This window comes from Nitrobacter hamburgensis X14 (assembly GCF_000013885.1).
GTDB classification, from domain to species: domain Bacteria; phylum Pseudomonadota; class Alphaproteobacteria; order Rhizobiales; family Xanthobacteraceae; genus Nitrobacter; species Nitrobacter hamburgensis.
Genome location: NC_007964.1, coordinates 783,964 through 798,567, shown reverse-complemented (window position 1 = coordinate 798,567; position 14,604 = coordinate 783,964). Strand labels below are relative to the sequence as shown.

Below are 14,604 nucleotides of genomic sequence, written 5' to 3'. Positions count from 1 at the left end.
GGATACAGGCTCCGCAATAATGAGCGCGCAGCGCAGGCCCTCCCCGCCCCATGTCTATATATTTATACGTATATATCGATAGAGGGCCGAAAAACCCGAGTCAAGCCTTGTACGATTCGCCGAAAAGAAAGTTACGAGGGTCGAAATCGGACGCGAAGTTGGCGAGCTGCCGTCCGACTTCTCCCAAGGGCAGCCAGCGATCGTCACTTTCCATCTGCGCAATGATTTTGTTTGAGACCTGTGCGCGGGTAGTTCTGGACGCGGCGCGTTGCTTTTGATTCCATCCGTTTGAGCAACGGATTGAGGTTTGGAATGGGGTGCCGTCGGATTGGTCAGGAGACATTTTCATTTTCGGCTGCGGGTTACCGCCCGCGCTCGTCGCTGGATGAGCTTTCGAACCTGATCGATTGGACGGCGATCGAGTGCCATGTGAGCTCAATTCCCTGCGCGGCCAAGGGCGAGCCGGCGTGGCCGCCTCTCGCGTTGTTCAAGGCGATGCTGCTGGCAGTCTGGTACGATTTGTCTGATGTGAAGCTCGCCGGGGCGCTGGACGATCGAGCTTCCTTTCGGCGCTTCTGCGGGTGGCGCCGATGCCGATACGGCGCTTGTGGAACAAATCGCCGTCACGCCCGCCAACGTCAACGATAGCAAGGCCGGCCCCGCAGCACTGCCCGACAATCCCGGCGAGGTATTGCGACAGCGCCTATCGGGGAGGCCATTTCGGCGATGCCGTCCGCGCCAGGGGCGGCACACCGCGCATTGTCGCCACCGGCATGTGGGGGCGACATGAAGCCGAAACGCTGGCACGCCTTGCTGCCTGGAACCAACCCATTCATCGGATACGAAGTCGGATCGAGAAGATCTTCGGCACCTGGAAGCGAAGCTACGGGCTGCGCCGAATGCGATGGCGAGGACTGGCCAAGGCCGCCGCTCAGATTCGTCTCACCGCAATCGCCTACAACCTCAGGCGCACCTTGACGATCATCGCAGCGGCTTGACGATCACCGCTACAATATGCGCGGCGGGCTCATCACATGACGAGGCGGTTCAGCGCGCCAACTATAGTCGTGAATGACGACCCTCGCGTCTAGCGGGTAGCTGTATTGATCCTGCGTGTGCCAGCACTCAACGATTTAATTACTGCCCGTTCGATCGGCTCTAGCACTCCCGCCGCCATTCGAACACCCGCACCGCCGGAGCCGATTACGGCAATGCGACCGGTGAAAGATTGTGACGGGGCTGCCGGGAGTCAAAAGCTGCGCCGATAACTCCGAGGACACCTAATTCGGGGTTCGTGGCCGAATCTATTTCCTTGAAATTTCGCGGCTTCGGCCGGATAATTGATCAAGGTCCTTGGCTATCAGCAATCCGAGGAGGACGATCATGGCAATCCAGATCGTGATGGACCGCACCGGCGACAGCCGGCACTCTTTCGACCCGAATAATGCACAGGAGCTGGCCGAGGCGGAGCAGCGGTTTTACGAGCTGACTAAGGTCGGCTTCACCGCCGCGGTCCGGACCAGTGCGGGTCAGGTCTCGCAAATCCGATCGTTCGACCCGAACGCGGAAGAAAGCGTGTTCTTCCCCAGGCTGGTCGGCGGGTAAAACGGTCAGCGTGATGTCGCGCCTTATGCGCCCTCTGCCAGGCGAACGCTCGCGTATGAGAGCCGTAAGGGCGCTTTTCATCAGATACGGGGCCGAGCGAACGCCGGAAGGCCGATCCTTGCGACTTCTGCGGGAGTGGCTTTCGCCGATGCAACGGACGCAGTTCGCGAAAAAGGGATATTTCGAAGTCGTCGGTGGCGACACGGGCAAGCTGTACAGGATCTATCCGGGCACCATGTCGAACGTCTGCGAGATCGACGAAAACGGCCGGCCGAGGCTCGGCCTGTGTTTCCGGACGATGGGCGAGCTACCGGTCGGAGACGTGATGCTCGCCCAGAAAATCGCATTGGAAAATTGCGAGAGCAGCGTTCTCGCGGTGGCTAGAAGCTTTGTCCCCAACGTTTTCATGTTCCGGCGAGGCAGGCTTCTCGGCTGAGAGCAGTCTGGTTTGAACTTTTGCGTTTCCGCAGAACCTGCGAGCGGGGCGCGTCAACAGACAAACAAGGTCAAGACCACGATGACGGCAGGAGCGATTCCGGCTCTGGCCCCATCCACATTGCCATTCGATTGCCCTGCGCCAACTGGTGCTCTCTTTCTCAGTCGAGATGAGGTAAACTGTAAGCGGCTACGCTGGAGACGGGCCGCGCTGAAAACGAATGTGAGTCGGACTGCCGTAGGCGGCGCCGCAATTTCAGCCAACCATCTTACCGCTTTTCCACCATCCATACCGCAGACTCGTTCGCGGAGGTGCCTAAGTCAAAGGAGAAGCCACAATGAATCGGCATACCCTTCTCAACGTTGTTGCGATGACGACGATCGGACTCGCAGCGCTGGCTGGCAGCGCCGTTGGTCAGGAGACAGGCGACCACAAGTTGATCGCGCCACAGGACATCAAGTGGGGACCGGCGCCACCCTCGCTCCCATACGGTGCGCAGGCGGCGGTGCTGTACGGCAACCCGGGCAAGGAAGGCCTGTTTGCTTTTCGCCTGAAAGTGCCGCGGGGCTACCACATTGCTCCGCACACCCATCCCAAGCCAGAGATCGTCACCGTACTCTCCGGAACAGCGCGCTTGGGGATGGGAACGGTGGCCGATCACGACAAGGCTCAGGTTCTTCCCGCAGGTAGTTTCTTTGCGCTGTCCCCTGGTTCGGCGCACTATTTCTTCGCCGACGAAGACACGGTTATTCAGCTCAACAGCACCGGTCCGTGGGGCATCAACTACATCAATCCCAAGGACGATCCGCGTCCGAAGATGTAGTAGCGGGATCGAGGCCGAAGGTCTGACTATGCAGGCGGGTCGGTCGCTATTACGAGGACGGCCCTACCGAGGCGACCTCGTTGCGCGCTCGCGCGGACCAGGTGAATGAACAAGGCTTGTCACTTCCGCTTATGGCCGTTTTCGAATATGGAGCAATGTCCGAAGTCCGTTGTGCAGCACCAAAGCCTAGCGAGTTAGAAGCGAGGGTGCGACGTCGCGAGATCGCGCGGGCGGATGCGCTGCGCGCCGAGATTGTCCTTCTGGCGGCCGATGGTTTGAACAATTGCGCCATCGCGGACGAGATCGGCGTCTCCCGACAATGCGTCCGGCCATAAGACCAGGATCTTATCCGAAAACCGGTTCCCACTTTTCGGGATCATGCTCTAATCCAGCGTGCGGCGGAACCTTGTCACTGCGATCACCATAGCCACCAGCATCAGCACCAGCAACACAAGGGTATCGTACTGCAAATTTTGCAGCGTCGCTCCCTTCAACATGATGGCGCGAACAATCCGAATGTAGTGCGTCAGTGGCAGGCATTCCCCAACATACTGCGCCCAGACCGGCATGCCGGAGAACGGAAACATGAAGCCGGACAGCAGGATGCTTGGCAGGAAGAACATCGTCGACATCTGCATGGCCTGGAGCTGGTTCTGCACGATGGTCGAGAATGTGTACCCGACGGCGAGATTGGTTGTGATGAACAGCGTCGACAGTAACGCCAACAACGTCATGCTTCCGTCGATGGGAACGCCGAACAGCAGCGCCCCGATGCCGATGATCAACGCCGCCTGGATGAACCCCACCAACACATAGGGCAGGATCTTGCCGATCATCACCTCTACCGGCGTGATCGGCATCGACAGCAGGTTTTCCATAGTACCCCGCTCGATCTCGCGCGTGACAGACAAGGCGGTGAAGATCAGCATGGTCATGGTGAGGATGGTGCCGACAAGCCCGGGCACGATGTTCAGCCGCGAGGACGCCGCGGGATTGAAACGTGCATGTACCCGGATTTCGAATGGCGGATCGGGCGAACTGCCAATGAACAGATCGTGCGCGAGCGCGGTCTGCACGATCGGACCGAGCGCGCTCAAAGCGGAGCCGGCGGCGACCGGATCGGTGGCATCGGCGGCAACCAGCAGCGCCGGACGGTCACCGCGCCGCACGCCGCGCTCGAAGCCGCGCGGAATCTCTATGCCGAACAGCACATCGCCGGATTTCAGGAGATTATCGAAGGTATCGATGTCGTGCACCTGCTGCGTGAAGCGGAAATAGGATGTGTTCTCCAACGCCTTTAGTATCGAGCGCGCGAGGTCGCTGTCCTCCTGCACCAGAACGGCGGTGGGCAGATGGCGCGGCGTGGTGTTGATGGCATAGCCGAACAGCAGAAGCTGCATCACCGGAACCATCACGATCATCGCGAACGACACCCGGTCGCGCCGGAGCTGGATGAACTCTTTCACCAGCATGGCATAGCTGCGCCGCCAGAATCCGAACGGCATCTCCCTTTCGGTGTGATGGTCGCCCGCGGCGCTCATTGGAAATTGTCCTTCGAACGGCTCATCAGTTCAATGAACACGTCTTCCAGCGACGGCTCGTTCTGCTGCCAATGCAGATCGTCACGGGCGCGATACGGCGCGATGCTCGCTTCGAGCGCGGCCTTGTCGCGGCCGGAGACATGCAGGCTGGTGCCGAACGGCGCAGCCATGTCGATGCCCGGCTTGCCTGCGAGCTCGGCCGACAGCTCCTTGAGATCGCCGCCCGCGACCGTGTAGGTGGTCAGCGCAGACTTTGCGATGACGTCGTCCACGGTGCCATGCACCAGTAGATGACCATAGGCGATGTAGGCGATCTCGTGACAGCGTTCGGCCTCGTCCATGTAGTGCGTCGATACCAGCACCGTCAGGCCATCCGCCGCCAGCGCATGAATCTCGTTCCAGAATTCGCGCCGTGCCTTGGGATCAACGCCGGCGGTCGGCTCGTCGAGCAGAAGGAGTTGCGGGTTCGGCAGCGTGCAGGCGCCGAGCGCAAGTCGCTGCTTCCACCCGCCGGACAATTCGCCCGCAAGCTGCTCCTCGCGGCCGTCAAGACCGAGCCGCCTGATCATGGCCCGCGCCGCGCCTGGCGCATCGCGCATGCCATAGAGCCGTGCGACGAACTCCAGGTTCTCGCGTACCGACAGGTCCTGATACAGGCTGAAACGCTGGGTCATGTAGCCGACCCGGCGCTTGATCTTGTCGGCGTCGCGGCGGATGTCATAGCCGAGGCAGGTGCCCTCGCCGCTGTCCGGCGTCAGTAGTCCGCAAAGCATCCGGATGGTGGTGGTCTTGCCCGAGCCGTTGGGACCAAGGAAGCCGTAGACCATTCCGCGCTTCACCTGCATGGACAGATCGTGCACGACCTCGCGGCCGTTGAACGACTTCGACAGGCCGGAAACCTCGATCGCAATGTCGGATGCTTTCATGGCTGCCTGACTCATGGCGCGGCCCTCAGTGTGTCGCGGCGTCGAGTTGAACGGTGATCGGCTGCCCGATGCGGAGACTGTCCGGCCTGTTGGGCCGCGCCTGAATCAGGAACACCAGCTTATTGCGCTCCTCGAGGCTGTAGATCACCGGCGGTGTGTACTCGGCCTGGGTGGCGATGAAATAAATCTTTGCCGCCAGATCGGACGCACAGTTGTCACAGGTGATGTGGACGTCTTGCCCGACCCTGAGTTTCGGCAAATCCGGCTCCGGCGCGAAAAACCGGATCTTCATGTTGCCCGGCGGCATGATCGACAGCACCGGCCGTTGCGCCGGCACCATCTCGCCTTCGCGAAAATAGATTTGCTGGATAGTCCCTGCAACCGGTGCAAAGCCCTTGCGCCGCGACAGCCGCGTCTGCGAGGTGTTGACCCGCGCCTCGGCGACACGCAGCGCCGAGATGGCGGAATCCAGACTCGCCTGCGTGCCGGCGCCGGTCCTCCTCAGCGATGCCGCGCGGTCATAAGTCTGCTGCGCATTCGCCAGCGTCGCCTTGTTCTGATTGAGATCGGCCTGCTGCAGGTCATCGTCGACCGAATAGAGCGGTGCGCCGACCTCGATAGCGTCGCCCTCGCGCACATTCAGCTTGGTGACGCGGCCACTCTCGTCGGGACTGACAAAAATCATGTCGGCCTCGACCCAGCCCTGATAGCCCGGCGGCAACTTCTGGCCGCAGCCGGCAACGAGGACCGCCAGCGCCAACGCGGCGCTGGCGCGCACGATGACGCGCTGCGGGGTCATGAAACTCTCCGTTCGCCAAAAATCAGATCGAGATGGACCTTCAGCATCGCCACGGCATCGAGCGGCGCATGCCGGACGAACAGGCCCTGCCACATCACGGCGATCATGGCAGGCGCGACGACGATCTGGGGAAAATCGGCAAGGCGCGCATTGCGGATTTCTCCGCGCGCGATACCGTACTCGATCAGCTTGCGCATGCCCGCGAGGCCGCGCGAAACGACTTCACGAAAGTAGAAATCGGCGAGCGACGGAAAGCGTGTGCCCTCCGCCATGATCAAGCGAACGATATCGCCGCGCTTGGTCTCGGCAACATCGCGCACAAAAGCCTCGGCAAAGCGTTCGAGCATCTCGCGTACCGATCCACCAGCAGCAGGCACGGCCGTCAGATTTCCGATCAGCGGCACGAGCGCCGTTCTCACCAGGTCCTGGAACAGCGCCTCCTTGTCCTTGAAGTGCAGATAAATCGTGCCTTTGGCGACCCCTGCCCGCTTTGCCACGTCGTCCAGACGGGTGGCAGCAAAACCACGCGCGGTGAATTCATCAAGGGCCGCCGCGATGATCGCCGCGCGCCGCTGCGCCACGCCCGCTGCACGGTTTGGGGGTTTGGCCGTTGTGCCGGTTTGTGTGGACATCGTCGCACCGGCCTTGCCAGTGGCAGATCGGCCATTGGCGGAGCTCGCGGTAGCGGTCTTTCGTCGTTCCGATTTTACAGCTTTCATCGGACTAATATGACTGACTAGTCAGTCATATTAAAGATAAAACTTCCCACGAGCGGTCAATCCGCCGCGATTGCATCAATTCCGTACGCGGATTTTTGGCCGGCGTGGTGCGTAAAAAGCTGAGGCTCGATTTGGTCTCAGCGGTTGACGCTGATTTGCCGAGCCGTGAAAGGGTGTGCGGGGCCCGGCGGTCCTGCACACAGTTGGCTTTGTTACGATGCGGTTCTGGGCTCTATCGGCTCCCAAATGCTTATTTTACGGGTTTCGGGCATCAAGAAGAGGGCAAGCACGAAGCACACCGCAGGGACCGCGATCGGGTAGATCAGCGCGTAGCCGATGTTGCCGGTGGCCGCGAAGGCAGCCGAGGTGATAAACGGCACCAATCCGCCACCCCAGCCGTTTCCGATGTGATACGGCACCGACACCGACGTGTAGCGAATCCTGCCGGGGAAGTATTCCGCCAGGAACGCCCCGACCGGCCCATACACCATCCCGACATAGCAAACGAGGATGAAGATGATGAAGACCGCAATCGGATAGTTGATGTTGCCAGGCTGCGTGACCGTTCCCAGCCACAAATACAGCGGATAGTAGGTGATCGCGGCGAGTAACATGCCTCCCAAGATCACCGGCTTGCGGCCGATGACGTCGGAGAGCCAGCCAAAAAAGATCAAGCTCGGCGTTGCAATGAGAAGCGCGGCTCCGACGATGTAGGCCGAGGTCAACGCGTCCACTTTGGAAACCTGCTGCAGGAAGTATAACGCCCAGAACTGACCACTGTACCAGACCACTCCTTGCCCGATCAGCACGATGGTGGCGATTCCAACATATTTGACGTTGGAGCTGAGGAAGGCTTCCTTCCACGGATTTCTGGTCATCTGCCCCCTTGCCTTGATCTCCGCGAAAATCGGCGTCTCCTGGAGCTGGAGCCGGATGTAGATTGCGATGGCCACCAGCAGGAAGGATACCAGGAACGGAACGCGCCACGCCCATGCGTTGAATGCTTCATTGCCGAAATACGTGCGCGTGGCGATGATTACGGCCAGCGACACCACGATCCCGAGAGTCGGAGAGGTCTGTAGCCAGCCGGTGTAGTAGCCGCGACTTTCGTCCGGCACATGCTCGGCGACATAGGTGATAGCGCCGCCATACTCGCCGCCAAGGCACAGGCCCTGGATCATCCGCAAGCCGAAGAGCAGGAAGGCAGCGGTCAGACCGATCGACTCATAGGTCGGGATCAATCCGATCGCACCCGTGCCCAACCCCATTCCGCTCAGCGTAACAAGGAACGTGTACTTACGGCCGATCCGATCGCCCATCCATCCGAAGAGGAACGCTCCCAGTGGGCGGATCAGGAATCCGGCGGTGAACAGCGCGATCGTACTCAGCAGAGCTGCGACCGGGTGGGATTGTTCAAAGAACTTGACCGACAGAACCGCGGCCAAACTCCCGAAGATATAGAAGTCGTACCATTCGATGACGTTTCCTACCGACGCGGCAACGATCACGCGGCGAAAATCCCTAGGGACTTGAATAGCCATGTGTTCCTCCACCTATGTCAAGACATACATCCCCCTTTCTCTGTGCTTCATTTTCTCGCGCCCCGAGGTCTATGCGCGACGTTTTACGCGTGCGACATCTGGACTCGGCAAGTGCGTCAGCAACGCCTGAACCTCAGGGAGCTTTGAATCACCCGAGGAAAACTCCAACGGCGTCCGGCGCCGCGAGCCACCGCTGCCTCCTTCCCATCCATGCGGGAGCAAAGGCGCGGAAGACAGTCTAATCCTTAATGGGACGCCACCGCATAAGACTTTTGGCTGAATCGAAGGAAGCACTGAATTGATCGCTCGAGGCAGCTTATCGAGCGGCACGGCAATTTCACGATTCTCCAAACATCAACATGACTATCGGAAACACTACCGCGTACGCCAAGTCGGAGTCTTTGTGTCGTTGTTTTGTTACGTCCCGCGCGGGTTTACTTCGCGAGGCTATCTTAGTAAGACCGGGCAATTCCAACAAATGATGGATGCCCAACAAATGGCTAAGAAGGCCAAGAAAAAACCTGTTCGCAGACTTTTTTCAAAAGACGAACTGAAGACCCTCAAGGCTCATTCAAAAGCTAGAACACCGGTCGCAAAGATCGCTAAGCAGATGAAACGCACCGAAGGTTCGTTGCGTCAGAAGGCAAATAAGCTTGGGATCGGTCTTGGACATATGCGGTAAGATTTCCTACGCCTCGCCACGAATGAAACCGGCGCGCTCTCAGTTTCTGCGAGCATGTCTGGAGTATGCAGAACGTGACGCGGAAAGCCGTTTCCGAAAAGGGGCAGGTTCTTTTCGGGCGAACCGTTTATGATGTCGACTATAACGGTCGAGTTTCCTTTGGTGAGCACCTCTGATGCCGCAAGGGCGACAATGCCAGTCTGATGAGCGTTCTCCCGTCGAGATCAGAAAGCTGACGACGGACGAACTGCACGCGGCGGCGGCCATCCTGGCCCACGGCATGCGTGACAATCCGTTGCATGTCAGGGTGTTCGGCGATGAACCTGATCGACGACGACAGCGCCTGTTACGGTTCCTTTTTCATTTGGTTCGCTATGCCCATTCGAATGGGGAGGTGCTGGGCGCCTACGTGCATGGTGTACTAATCGGCGTGCTGGGCATGATCCAGCCCGGCCGGTGTCGTCCAACGCTGAGTGGCAGGCTGCGCATTGGCCTCGCGCTCTTGACCAGCATCCGGCCCGCGGTTCTGTTGCGTGTCCATCGTTGGCTCGCTGCCTGGGAACGGAACGACCCGCGTGAGCCGCACTGGCACATCGGTCCCTTGGCCGTGCTGCCGGCATATCGGCGGCACGGAATTGGGCGGCGTTTAATGATGCACTGCTGCCAGCGTATGGATGCGCTCTCTGCCTCGGCATGGCTGGAGACGGATCTGGAAATCAACGCGACATTTTATCGGAGTGTCGGCTTTGTTGTGATCAAGCAGGAACTCGTTCTTGAAGTGCCGAACTGGTTCATGAGCCGCCCGCCAATGTGCGTCACGTCCCGTTCGCTAGGCCGTGGCGACGATTTAACTATTTGAGCCGGATGGCGATGGCGGCGAGTTTGACGAAGCCCATGAAGTTGGCGAGTAGTTTGTCGTAGCGGGTTGCGATGTGCCGCCTTCGTCGTACGAAAGACAATAACTGGCGCGCTGCGGAGCAGATGCTGCGGCGGCTGCTGGAGCCTGCAAAAGACGCTCTTCACGCCAAAAGCGGTTCTCCCGAAGCCTGCGCGCATGTTTCGATTTAAACGTGGCATGGCGACGACGCTGTTATGAAGGATCTTGCGTCGTGTCGGCCGTGCCACGGCGGAAGGAGATCGACGCGATCCAGCGCACCAGAACATAGAACACAGGCGTGAACACGAGACCGAACAGCGTCACGCCGAGCATGCCGAAGAAGACCGCTGTGCCGAGCGCCTGACGGAGTTCCGCACCCGCCCCCGTCGCAATCACCAATGGCACGACGCCGAGGATGAACGCGAGCGACGTCATCAGGATCGGGCGCAGCCGCGTACGCGCCGCTTGCACCGCAGCATCCCAGCGACTGGCGCCCCCCTCCTCCGCCTGGCGTGCAAATTCCACGATAAGAATGGCATTCTTGGCGGCGAGGCCGATCAATACGACAAAGCCGATCTGAGTCAGGATATTGTTGTCCATGCCGCGCAACAGCACGCCGCTGACTGCGGCAAGCAGGCACATCGGCACAATCAAAATCACCGCAAGTGGCAGCAATACACTTTCGTATTGCGCGGCCAGCAACAGAAACACGAACACCACCGCGAAGCTGAATGCGATGACGGCGGTATTGCCAGCAACTTTCTCCTGCAGGGCGATCTCGGTCCATTCGAAGCCAAAACCGGACGGCAAGTTCTTGGCCAGAATACTTTCCATTGAGGCAATCGCCTGCCCCGTCGAAAACCCGGGCGTCGTGGCACCCTGCACCTCAGCCGCGGGGAAAAGATTGTAGCGCGGCACGCGGTACGGTCCGGTGATATTGCTGAAAGTTGCAACCGCACCGAGCGGCACCATTTCCGATGCGTTCGAACGGGTCCGTAAGGCTTCCACATCGCGCGTCGAAAGCCGGAATGGATTGTCGGCCTGTGCAGTCACCCGATAGGTGCGCCCCAGGATGTTGAAGTCATTGACGTAGGTCGAGCCCATATAGGTCGACAGCGTGTCGAAGAAACGCGAGATCGGCACACCGAGTATCTCGGCCTTTGTGCGGTCGATGTCGGCAAAAACCTGTGGCGTCGCGGCGTTAAACAGCGTGAAGACCTGAACGAGCCCAGGGGTCTGGTTAGCCATGCCGGTTATTGCGCCGACGACTCGCTCCAGCGCACGCGGACCGCGGCCAGCGCGATCCTGGACATAGAGTTTAAAGCCGCCGCCCGTTCCGATGCCGGGGACCGAGGGCGGTGGAATGACCAGAACGAAGGCCTCGCGCAACGCTCGCACCTGCGCTCGCAGATCATTAAGGATCGTTTCAGTCTTGAGCTTCTCTTTTACCCTTTCCTCGAAAGGCTTAAGGGTAACGAAAAGAACACCGGAATTGGGAGCGTTCGTGAAAGTCGCGCCGTCGAACCCGGCGAAAGTCACGGTGTGGGCGACGCCTGGCCGCGATAGCAGAAGGTCCGATGCCTTGCGGATGACGGCATCGGTGCGTTCGAGGCTAGAACCCGGCGGCAAAGTGATCGCCGTGATGAAATAGCCGCGATCCAGCGGCGGGATGAACCCAGACGGCGTGCGGGCGAACTGGAAGTAGGTCAGGCCAATCAGGCCGGCATAGACGAACAGCATCAACGCCAGGATTCGCAGCACCCGTCTGGTCAATCCCGCATAGCCACTCGAAAGCTTATCGAAGCCTCTGTTGAATCCGGCAAAGAAGGCATTGAATGGCCGGCCGACGGTCATCCAGAAGCCCGGCTTTTGTTCATGGCCATGCGGCCGCAGGAACAGTGCCGCCAACGCCGGCGACAGTGTCAACGACACGATGGCCGAGATGATCGTCGAGGACACGATGGTGAGAGCGAACTGCCGATAAAATGCGCCGGAAATACCGGCGATGAATGCGGAGGGAATGAACACCGCGCAAAGGACCAGCGCGATCGCGATCAAAGCGCCACCAACCTCATCCATGGTTTTGTGAGCAGCCTCGCGCGGGCTCAGGCCCTGACGCAGATAACGTTCGACGTTCTCGACCACGACGATAGCGTCGTCCACGACGATGCCAATGGCGAGGACAAGCCCGAAGAGCGTCAGGTTGTTCAGCGAGAAGCCAAAAGCCTCCAACACGAAGAACGTGCCGATCAAAGACACCGGAATAGCGACCACAGGAATGATCGCGGCACGCCATGTCTGCAAGAATAGGATGATGACGAGCACCACCAGGACAAGCGCCTCGAACAAGGTTCGGATCACCTCGTCGACCGATTGCTGAACGAATTCGGTGGTATTGTATGCGATGCGGTAGCCGAGACCGGGGGGAAAGTTCTTCGCAAGCTCGTCCATCGTTGCGATTACAGCGGCGGCGGTCTTAAGCGCATTTGAGCCGGGACGCTGAAATATGCCGATTGCGGTCGCGACCTTGCCATCGAGATAAGCGTTCGTGGTGTAGGTATACGCGCCAAGCTCAACCCGAGCGATATCCCGCACCCGCGTCACCCCGCCGTCCTGATCGGTCGCGACGATGATGTCGCTAAACTGCTCCGGACTGGACAGCCGACCCAGTGTCTGCACCGCCACCTCGAATCCAACCGGAGATTTCGCGGGCGGCTGATTGATGGCGCCAGCGGCGACCTGAATGTTGGCGCCGCGCAAGGCGGTGATCACATCGCTCGCCGTCAGACCGCGCGATTGCACTTTGGCCGGATCAAGCCAAATCCGCATGGAATAGTCACGCGCGCCAAACACGATCGTATCACCCACCCCGTCGACACGGGTAAGCACATCTTTGATATTGATGGTCGCGTAGTTCGAAATATACGATTGATCGAGCGCGCCGTCGGGTGAGATCAGATGAATCACCATCATCAGGTCAGGTGATTTTTTCTTGACGGTCACACCGACACGCTGCACCTCTTCCGGCAAACGCGGCGACGCGATCGAGACCCGGTTCTGCACCAGCACCTGCGCATCGTCGATATTCGTGCCGGGCTTGAAGACTACGTCAATCTTTGTCGTGCCGTCGCCGGTCGATTGCGACACCATATAAATCATGTTGTCGACGCCGTTGATCTCCTGCTCTATCGGCGAGGCGACAGTCTCGGCCACGATATCGGCCGCAGCACCAGCATAGGTTGCCGTCACCTCGATAGTCGGCGGAGCGATTTCAGGAAATTCAGTGATCGGTAGCGCGCGAAGGGCGATCACGCCGACAAGCGTCAGGATAATTGAAACCACGCTCGCGAAGATCGGCCTGTCGATGAAGAAATGGGGAAACCGCATTTGAGCCTCACCACCCCGCGCCGAACAGCGCTTAGTTCGCAGCGGCCTTTATCGTTCCGTCCTCTGCCTTGACCTTCTGTCCGGGCCGCGCGCGTGCTAACCCTTCGATCACGATACGGTCTTTTGGCGCCAGACCCGAGCGAACGACGCGCAGTCCATCAACGATCGGACCCAGTTCGACCTTTTTGATGCCAACCGTGCCATCTTCAGCGACGGTGAATACGATCTTGCTCGCCTGATCGGACAGGATCGCACTATCAGGGATCAGAAATGCCTGGGTCTCGCCGCCATAGAGTCGAAGCCGCCCAAAAAAGCCCGGCGTCAGCAATCCATCCTTGTTATCGAAGATGGCGCGGCCGCGAATCGTGCCTGTCTTCGGGTTAATGACGTTATCAACGAAATCCATTCGGCCGGTGTGCTTGAAATCGGTCTCGTCCGCGAGTCGAACGGCAACCGGGTTCTGCACGTCGCGCGACGATCGTCGCCCTCCGGTTGCGGCGAGACGCAGGTAGTGCAGGAAATCGGACTCGCTGCCATCGAATATGAAGTGAATGGGATCGAGGGAAACAATCACGGTCAGCAACGTCGCCCCGCTCTGGCCGCCCGTGATCAGATTTCCGGCATCGACGCGCCGATCGGAAATACGTCCGGCTATGGGGGCACGAACCTCGCTCCATTCGAGGTTGAGTTCGGCTTGCTTGAGCGCAGCCTCAGCCGCGCCAACTCCGCCTACGGCGTCGCGTTGCGTGGACCTTCGCGTGTCGAACTCACGTGCGGTTAAGGTCTGATGTCTGATCAGCGGCGTCGCCCGCTCCACGTCGGCCGTGGCGATCTCAAGCTTGGCTCGCGCCCGCTCGAGATCGGACTTAGCCTGATCGACCGCGAGTTTATAGGGCCGCTGGTCGATCACGAACAGGAGATCGCCTTCTTTGACAATCTGACCGTCCTTGAAATGAATGGAATCTATGAAACCCGAGACGCGCGCACGAACACCGACCGTCTTCAGCGCCTCGAACCGGCCAGTGTATTCATCCCATTCGGTAACCGACTTCTGAATTGGTTTCGAAACGGTGACGGATGGCAGCGGAGGAGGATTGGTGCTCGCCGCCGGTTTGGCGTCGCAACCGGCAAGCAAGCTGGCCAGCAATAAGCCAATCATTGGAAATGGAGCCCGTGTCATCAGAGCAAGTCTCCAATACGCGTCAGGCTCGGACAGTGTCTCGAAATATTGGAGTGAAAGCGAGTCCATTTTTAGTCTATTCGTTCGG

The 14,604-nt window shown here is 59.5% G+C and carries 16 protein-coding genes and 1 pseudogene; 8 read left to right on the top strand and 9 right to left on the bottom strand.

All coding sequences use genetic code 11. The annotated features are described in order from the left end of the window. Positions 1–100: 100 nt before the first annotated feature. The gene (locus NHAM_RS29190; RefSeq protein ID WP_081434939.1) at positions 101–343 is read right to left on the bottom strand and encodes an OST-HTH/LOTUS domain-containing protein; all 243 of its coding nucleotides are present in this window, start codon (positions 341–343) and stop codon (positions 101–103) included. Between NHAM_RS29190 and NHAM_RS29005 the strand changes: the two genes are divergently transcribed. The 6 genes from NHAM_RS29005 (at position 313) to NHAM_RS29185 (ending at position 3,199) form a co-directional block, all read left to right on the top strand. After that, entirely contained in the window at positions 313–648 is a 336-nt protein-coding gene (locus NHAM_RS29005; protein ID WP_157043527.1) for a transposase, read from the top strand. The two genes, NHAM_RS29190 and NHAM_RS29005, sit on opposite strands and share 31 nt — an antisense overlap. Beyond that, positions 591–998: a transposase gene (locus tag NHAM_RS26085; protein WP_245269982.1), complete on the top strand. Its 408-nt coding sequence runs from the start codon at positions 591–593 to the stop codon at positions 996–998. The genes NHAM_RS29005 and NHAM_RS26085 overlap by 58 nt, the downstream gene beginning before the upstream one ends. 385 nt (positions 999–1,383) lie before the next feature. Next, complete coding sequence (locus NHAM_RS03750) at positions 1,384–1,605, top strand: hypothetical protein (RefSeq protein WP_041358690.1); 222 nt, start codon at positions 1,384–1,386, stop codon at positions 1,603–1,605. Between the two features lie 148 nt (positions 1,606–1,753). Further along, entirely contained in the window at positions 1,754–2,041 is a 288-nt protein-coding gene (locus NHAM_RS03745) for a hypothetical protein (protein WP_347336430.1), read from the top strand. Positions 2,042–2,378: 337 nt separating this feature from the next. Then, complete coding sequence (locus NHAM_RS03740) at positions 2,379–2,864, top strand: cupin domain-containing protein (protein WP_011509308.1); 486 nt, start codon at positions 2,379–2,381, stop codon at positions 2,862–2,864. 131 nt (positions 2,865–2,995) lie between these two features. Continuing rightward, positions 2,996–3,199, top strand: a complete 204-nt coding sequence (locus tag NHAM_RS29185; protein ID WP_430707700.1) for a helix-turn-helix domain-containing protein — start codon at positions 2,996–2,998, stop codon at positions 3,197–3,199. 48 nt (positions 3,200–3,247) lie between these two features. On the opposite strand, the gene NHAM_RS03730 is transcribed toward NHAM_RS29185, so the two are convergent. The 5 genes from NHAM_RS03730 to NHAM_RS03710 all read right to left on the bottom strand — a co-directional run bounded on the left by NHAM_RS03730 (position 3,248) and on the right by NHAM_RS03710 (position 8,390). Next, positions 3,248–4,405, bottom strand: a complete 1,158-nt coding sequence (locus NHAM_RS03730; protein ID WP_011509306.1) for an ABC transporter permease — start codon at positions 4,403–4,405, stop codon at positions 3,248–3,250. Beyond that, on the bottom strand, positions 4,402–5,346 hold the full coding sequence (locus NHAM_RS03725) for an ABC transporter ATP-binding protein (protein ID WP_011509305.1): 945 nt from the start codon (positions 5,344–5,346) through the stop codon (positions 4,402–4,404). Before NHAM_RS03725 ends, NHAM_RS03730 begins: the two co-directional genes overlap by 4 nt. Before the next feature lie 10 nt (positions 5,347–5,356). Further along, entirely contained in the window at positions 5,357–6,130 is a 774-nt protein-coding gene (locus tag NHAM_RS03720) for an HlyD family secretion protein (protein WP_011509304.1), read from the bottom strand. Beyond that, a complete protein-coding gene (locus tag NHAM_RS03715; RefSeq protein ID WP_011509303.1) occupies positions 6,127–6,762 on the bottom strand; it encodes a TetR/AcrR family transcriptional regulator in 636 nt (211 codons plus the stop codon). Before NHAM_RS03715 ends, NHAM_RS03720 begins: the two co-directional genes overlap by 4 nt. A 299-nt stretch (positions 6,763–7,061) precedes the next feature. Further along, the gene (locus NHAM_RS03710; protein WP_011509302.1) at positions 7,062–8,390 is read right to left on the bottom strand and encodes an MFS transporter; all 1,329 of its coding nucleotides are present in this window, start codon (positions 8,388–8,390) and stop codon (positions 7,062–7,064) included. Between the two features lie 496 nt (positions 8,391–8,886). Here NHAM_RS03710 and NHAM_RS03705 point away from each other — a divergent pair, with 496 nt between their 5' ends. Beyond that, on the top strand, positions 8,887–9,072 hold the full coding sequence (locus tag NHAM_RS03705) for a hypothetical protein (RefSeq protein ID WP_041358688.1): 186 nt from the start codon (positions 8,887–8,889) through the stop codon (positions 9,070–9,072). Between the two features lie 175 nt (positions 9,073–9,247). Next, on the top strand, positions 9,248–9,931 hold the full coding sequence (locus tag NHAM_RS23850) for a GNAT family N-acetyltransferase (protein ID WP_011509300.1): 684 nt from the start codon (positions 9,248–9,250) through the stop codon (positions 9,929–9,931). On the opposite strand, the pseudogene NHAM_RS26410 reads toward NHAM_RS23850, so the two are convergent. From NHAM_RS26410 to NHAM_RS03690, 3 genes and pseudogenes are all read right to left on the bottom strand, one after another. Next, a pseudogene (locus NHAM_RS26410) lies at positions 9,924–10,010 on the bottom strand (IS5/IS1182 family transposase); the annotation flags it as partial. The gene NHAM_RS23850 and the pseudogene NHAM_RS26410 overlap by 8 nt on opposite strands. Before the next feature lie 152 nt (positions 10,011–10,162). Then, complete coding sequence (locus tag NHAM_RS03695) at positions 10,163–13,336, bottom strand: efflux RND transporter permease subunit (RefSeq protein WP_011509299.1); 3,174 nt, start codon at positions 13,334–13,336, stop codon at positions 10,163–10,165. A 31-nt stretch (positions 13,337–13,367) separates the two neighbouring features. Continuing rightward, entirely contained in the window at positions 13,368–14,483 is a 1,116-nt protein-coding gene (locus NHAM_RS03690; RefSeq protein WP_245269981.1) for an efflux RND transporter periplasmic adaptor subunit, read from the bottom strand. Between the last annotated feature and the right edge of the window lie 121 nt (positions 14,484–14,604).

Coding starts and splice junctions, on each gene's coding strand:
- NHAM_RS29005 (WP_157043527.1), top strand. CDS start 313: ATGGGGTGCCGTCGGATTGGTCAGGAGACATTTTCATTTTCGGCTGCG.
- NHAM_RS29190 (WP_081434939.1), bottom strand. CDS start 343: ATGTCTCCTGACCAATCCGACGGCACCCCATTCCAAACCTCAATCCGT.
- NHAM_RS26085 (WP_245269982.1), top strand. CDS start 591: ATGCCGATACGGCGCTTGTGGAACAAATCGCCGTCACGCCCGCCAACG.
- NHAM_RS03750 (WP_041358690.1), top strand. CDS start 1,384: ATGGCAATCCAGATCGTGATGGACCGCACCGGCGACAGCCGGCACTCT.
- NHAM_RS03745 (WP_347336430.1), top strand. CDS start 1,754: ATGCAACGGACGCAGTTCGCGAAAAAGGGATATTTCGAAGTCGTCGGT.
- NHAM_RS03740 (WP_011509308.1), top strand. CDS start 2,379: ATGAATCGGCATACCCTTCTCAACGTTGTTGCGATGACGACGATCGGA.
- NHAM_RS29185 (WP_430707700.1), top strand. CDS start 2,996: ATGGCCGTTTTCGAATATGGAGCAATGTCCGAAGTCCGTTGTGCAGCA.
- NHAM_RS03730 (WP_011509306.1), bottom strand. CDS start 4,405: ATGAGCGCCGCGGGCGACCATCACACCGAAAGGGAGATGCCGTTCGGA.
- NHAM_RS03725 (WP_011509305.1), bottom strand. CDS start 5,346: ATGAGTCAGGCAGCCATGAAAGCATCCGACATTGCGATCGAGGTTTCC.
- NHAM_RS03720 (WP_011509304.1), bottom strand. CDS start 6,130: ATGACCCCGCAGCGCGTCATCGTGCGCGCCAGCGCCGCGTTGGCGCTG.
- NHAM_RS03715 (WP_011509303.1), bottom strand. CDS start 6,762: ATGTCCACACAAACCGGCACAACGGCCAAACCCCCAAACCGTGCAGCG.
- NHAM_RS03710 (WP_011509302.1), bottom strand. CDS start 8,390: ATGGCTATTCAAGTCCCTAGGGATTTTCGCCGCGTGATCGTTGCCGCG.
- NHAM_RS03705 (WP_041358688.1), top strand. CDS start 8,887: ATGGCTAAGAAGGCCAAGAAAAAACCTGTTCGCAGACTTTTTTCAAAA.
- NHAM_RS23850 (WP_011509300.1), top strand. CDS start 9,248: ATGCCGCAAGGGCGACAATGCCAGTCTGATGAGCGTTCTCCCGTCGAG.
- NHAM_RS03695 (WP_011509299.1), bottom strand. CDS start 13,336: ATGCGGTTTCCCCATTTCTTCATCGACAGGCCGATCTTCGCGAGCGTG.